3 protein-coding genes and 1 pseudogene are annotated in these 2,520 nt (G+C 51.9%); all 4 read right to left on the bottom strand.

What is annotated here, in order from left to right:
* Positions 1–110: 110 nt before the first annotated feature.
* On the bottom strand, positions 111–968 hold the full coding sequence (locus LI015_RS28930) for a glycine-rich domain-containing protein (RefSeq protein WP_334301051.1): 858 nt from the start codon (positions 966–968) through the stop codon (positions 111–113).
* A 363-nt stretch (positions 969–1,331) separates the two neighbouring features.
* Entirely contained in the window at positions 1,332–1,775 is a 444-nt protein-coding gene (locus LI015_RS27820) for a hypothetical protein (protein WP_227126767.1), read from the bottom strand.
* Positions 1,766–2,191 (bottom strand): hypothetical protein, encoded by a 426-nt coding sequence (locus LI015_RS27815; protein ID WP_227126766.1) that lies wholly within the window; start codon positions 2,189–2,191, stop codon positions 1,766–1,768. Before LI015_RS27815 ends, LI015_RS27820 begins: the two co-directional genes overlap by 10 nt.
* Positions 2,188–2,520, bottom strand: a pseudogene (locus tag LI015_RS27810) (hypothetical protein); the annotation flags it as partial. The pseudogene LI015_RS27810 and the gene LI015_RS27815, both read right to left, overlap by 4 nt.

Here is a 2,520-nt window from a genome sequence, read left to right as displayed (position 1 = left end):
ACGCACCGCGCCACCCGGTTGGTTTCTTCATAATGCCCTACCACCACATTCTGTATCGTTTTATCATATATCATTGCAAAAACTTCGTGCGCTATCATTTAAGTCTCTCCTTACTTTAATCGTATAAGAACAACGCCAGAGCCTCCGGGGCCACCAGCAATGGCAGTTCCATAAACGGCTCCGCCACCTCCGCCTCCGCCTCCGCCAGTGTTGGCAGCACCTGCGTTGCCCGTGCCATTATGTGCCCCGCCTGCACCTCCTCCGCCTGCACCTCCAGCGCCAGGATTGCTGCGTGAAACTCCACCACCTCCTCCGCCTCCAGCATATAAAGTATTTCCAGCTTCTCCAAAGGCCCTTGTGGTATATCCCTGACTTCCAGTACCAGCACCGTCTGCATATCCATTGCCGCCAGCATTTATGACTGGTCTTGGTTCCAGGTCATTATATCCTCCGCTCCCTCCCCTGGATCCGCCATATCCTCCACTGGCTCCGCTGGCCCCATCTCCGCCTTTTCCACCATTGGCCGTGCATAAGACAATGCCTCCTCTTGATACCGATGTTGCCCCACCCGTGCCACCTGGGCCGTTAATAGCTGTGTTTTGCCCGCCTCCGTTTCCGATGACGCAATTCATTATCTGGCCGGCAGCCACGCCTATGTTAAGAGCGGTGGCGGTGTACCCACCGCCACCGCCGCCTCCACCTTGCTCATAGGCAATACTCGTAAACCGGTATCCAGCACCCCCTCCGCCTCCTCCGCCTACACAAAAGATGTCGGCCTGCGTGTAGCCTTCCGGAATCACATAATTCTGGGTGCCAGTAATGGTAACGACTGCTGGTCCATTTGTCGCACAAACAGCGTATTTAACGGTAGACGGGTCATATACAGGGCTATATATTTCACCTAAACTGGTAATTGCATAAGTCAGGGCAGTGAAATAATAGGTTGTATTTAATGCTGGTAAATCCATAAACGCCTGTGACCAGGCTCCCGGGGCAACATTGTTTCCTGCTCCTGAAAAAATCGCATCCCAAGCCGAAGCATTCCAAGCTGGATATCCGCCTCTACTGGCTTTTATTATTACTCCGCTGTAAGGTTTCCCTGCCGCCGCATACGGATTCTGCCATTTCAAAAGTACTCTGCGTCCACTGTATGCGGCTACGCTAAAAGACAGTAAACTGTTAACCGTCATTCGTCCCGTTCCAGGCTCGTCATTACTGTCGGACGTAACCGCAGTCTCCCCAGCAAGCACATGATCCAGCGTGGCTGTGCACTCGTCACTTCCGGTTCCGCCTCCGCCCCCGCCTGTCATCAATATTTCTCCCATCTGTCTTTACACTCCTTTCAAGCCCACGGTCATATCAATCGTGGGCTTCTTATTGTAGCATTTAAATGTTGCCTGCCCATCTGCCGTGTCCCCATCGTCAATCATCCCAAATGCTTTATTGTACGCTTTCACCATTTCCGGTGTTGCCCCGTCTGCAATCACCTTTACCAGTATGGGGTTGTCCTCCGTTGTCAGCCCCTCTACCGGCACAGTCTGGGTATATGGGGCCGCAGTGCTCCATCCGGATGCCTGGAGTGTGACGGGGACAACATGATTCAGGGCATTCACTGCCTTATTCGTGGTGTTAATGTCACTAGGACCAAACACATCACCTTCCTGGCTATACACAGTCACATCCTGAATTTCTGATTTTCCTTCTCCAACCTGGATTATCTGATACTTTCGGTTGCCCTCAAACACATCTGCCTTGTAATCTGTCTTTAATGCCATTCTTGCCTCCTGTTTCCTATTGCCCTCATGCCCAGCCTAAACGCCAGACGCTGCTGTCCACTCACCATGCTGTCATACATATCTCCCAGGTCCTTAAGTATCTGTTCGATATCATTTGCCTGGTAAATGCTTTCATATGTTATTTTTGCGGGGATGGCCGGAGTACTGGCCTTCGTATAATAGGCAGCCCGAAGCGTTTTAATGTTATTCAGCAGCCTGGACATCTCCGTATCCGTCCGGAAGTCCTCCATCTTCCATGCCTTGGCCTGTATGGTCACCCCCAGACGCCCCGCCAACAGCGCACAGGCCTCTTCCACACGGTTTAAGTCTGTATACGCTATATATGCCCTATCTGTGTCATTGGCCAGGTCATCCGCCGTCCTGTCCGTTATCAGCGTTTCCAATACCGTACTCATCTTACTGTCACCTCCGCCGTTACCTTACGCCGACTAAACTTAAAATCCAGCTTCGTGATATTGCCCGTCATTGTCCCCCGGAACCCGGTTGCCACATTTACCCGGTTCCCTAACTCCTGGTCGTTTATGACAGCCCGGAAACTGATACTCTCATTGCTGCTGTAGTATCCATATACCCGATCAAGCACCGCCTGCGCATTTCCGGCTGTCACCAGTGTGGCCTCCTTGACTTCGGCAATGTTTTTATTCTGCGTAATCTTTGGGTTTTCTTTCAGCAACATGGCCGTGCTGTGGTTGTACTTAAGCCCGGTCAGTACCACTTCATTGCC

The sequence above is a fragment of the Enterocloster sp. 210928-DFI.2.20 genome (assembly GCF_020554465.1).
Taxonomy (GTDB): domain Bacteria; phylum Bacillota; class Clostridia; order Lachnospirales; family Lachnospiraceae; genus Enterocloster; species Enterocloster bolteae.
Note: the sequence above shows the minus strand (reverse complement) of the source record. Positions and strands in the feature narration are given on the sequence as shown.